The sequence below is a fragment of the Romboutsia sp. 13368 genome, assembly GCF_018336475.1.
GTDB lineage: Bacteria > Bacillota > Clostridia > Peptostreptococcales > Peptostreptococcaceae > Romboutsia.
This window is the reverse complement of sequence record NZ_CP048741.1, coordinates 1,324,602-1,326,937: the sequence shown is the minus strand read 5'-3', so window position 1 is coordinate 1,326,937 and position 2,336 is coordinate 1,324,602. Positions and strand designations below refer to the sequence as shown.

Here is a 2,336-nt window from a genome sequence, read left to right as displayed (position 1 = left end):
TAATACCGATATGCTTATCCTTCATAATATCCCACCTTTTGATTAAATCACTAATGATAATTATTTGTAAAAAGGATTATATATTTTTATATGTTCAAGCTAAGAATAAGTACACTCAAATAATGAAAAAATATAACAATTAAAATAACCTTGATATATATGTTAAAATAAAAATAGAAATACTATAACGAGGTAATAGCTATGGACATAAAGGAAATATTTAAAGATAACGGAATATTAAAAAAGAAAAATAAAAACTATAAAAAAAGAGTATCTCAGATAAAAGCAGCGATATTATTAGAAAAAGCTATAAAAGATAAAAAGCACTTTATATTAGAAGGACCATGCGGATTTGGAAAATCAATTTCCTATTTAATTCCTAGTATAAAGAATTTAGTAGAAACTAATTATGATGGAAGAATAGTTTTAGTTACATCAAATATATCACTTCAAGAACAGTTGTATAACAAGGACTTACCATTTGTACTAGATGTTTTTGATGAACTATATCCAAATAAAAAAGTTAAAAATAATATAAAGCCTGCTGTATTAAAAGGTATAGGTAACTTTTTATGTATGGATAAGTTAGAAAATGAAGACTTCTTTAGTAAGCAAACTCTAACTAATAAAAATGAAATGGATAGAATTTGGAGTTACTATCAAAAAACAGAAGATGGAGATTTAACTAAAAGTGACTTTATATTAAGTAATGAAATGAGAAAGTTAACTACAGTAGATAGCGTAGAATGTAAGTCAAACTTTTGTCCGTATAAAGAAAAATGCTTTTACACTTTACATAGAAAAAAAGCACAACAAGCAAAGGTTGTAGTTACAAACTATCATATGTTATTTAGTTGTATGAATGTTAATAGCTCTGTATTTAATGATGCATCACTTATAGTTTTTGATGAAGCTCATGAAGCGGAAGATATACTTAGAGAGTTTAATGCAAGTCAAGTAAGTATAGGTACTGTAGAGTATATAGAAAAGAAGATAAAAGAAATAGAAAATAAACTAGGACGTAAAAATGAAATACTAGGACTTGAAAATACAGAAAAACTATCAAACTATGCTAAGGAATTTTTCAAAGGTATAGAAGAAAGATATGAAAAAACTATATACTTAAGAGCTAAAATAATAGATGCTCAAAAGGACTTACCAGATAGTGAAAATCTAGTATTTATGCTAAATGATACAATTAGAAGATTAAAGAAAGTAAAGGTTAATGTAGAACAAGTACTAGAAATAGAAGGTCAAAATCAAAATAATAGTGATACACCAAAAGAAGATAATTCAAATGATGAAATTAAATCAGCCTTAGCAGTAACTAAAACACTTATAACTACTATAGAAAATATGGTAGAAATGATTTATAGAGTAGATGATATATTACAAGATAAAAATATAGTAATGTGGGTGGAAGTTGAAAAAGGTGTAGTTGTACTAGGTAAAAAGAATATAGATGTATCTCAAACATTTAAAAGATATTTCTTAGAAAAAGAAGAAGATGTTGTTGAGAAAACTTGTATATTAACATCAGCTACTATAAGTGTTGATGGCAATTTTGAATACTTAAAAAATAACTTAGGATTTAACTTAATAGACAAAGATAAAGTAGTAGAATATATGGGGAAATCGCCATTTGATTTAAGTACTCAAGAATTATGGTACTTACCAAAGGATGCACTTCCAGGAAATGATGAAAACTTTGAAGCAACTATGACTAATCAAATAGAAAAAATAATAAAGGCTACAGATGGAGGAGTCCTTTGTTTATTTACTTCTAATAGAAATTTAAATCTATGTAAAAGAGAATTGCTTAAAAAACAGCTTAAGTATAAAGTTTATGCACAAGGTGATATGGGAAGAAACAAACTTACAGAATTATTTAAAGAAGATTATAATAGTACATTACTTGCTACTAAGTCATTTTTTACAGGAATAGATATACCAGGTCAATCTCTTAGATGTATAGTTATAGATAAACTTCCTTTTACATCACCAGGAGATCCAGTTAATCAAAAATTAAAAATGAGACCTAACTACTTTGGAAGGTATATGCTTCCACAAATGATAATAACATTAAAACAGGCAGTGGGTAGGGGAGTAAGAAGTGTTGATGATAAGTGTGTAATATGCATTTTAGATGAAAGATTATCAACTGCTACTTATAAAAATAAGGTACTTAGTAGTTTTAAGTATAAAAAAACTGCAACAAGAAGCTTAGATAGAGTTAAAAGTTTTATAGAAAATAATAAATAACATTATTATATAATTAATAAATAAAAAAACTCTTAGTAAAAACTAAGAGTTTTTTTATACTATAATACTTCTGA

General features: G+C 26.1%; 1 protein-coding gene. It reads left to right on the top strand.

The window, feature by feature from the left end; all coding sequences use genetic code 11:
- Window positions 1-201: 201 nt before the first annotated feature.
- Window positions 202-2,262 carry an ATP-dependent DNA helicase gene (locus tag G3997_RS05375; protein WP_296644090.1) on the top strand — a complete coding sequence of 687 codons (2,061 nt, stop codon included), beginning with the start codon at window positions 202-204 and terminating at the stop codon, window positions 2,260-2,262.
- Window positions 2,263-2,336 lie beyond the last annotated feature (74 nt).

Coding starts and splice junctions, on each gene's coding strand:
- G3997_RS05375 (WP_296644090.1), top strand. CDS start 202: ATGGACATAAAGGAAATATTTAAAGATAACGGAATATTAAAAAAGAAA.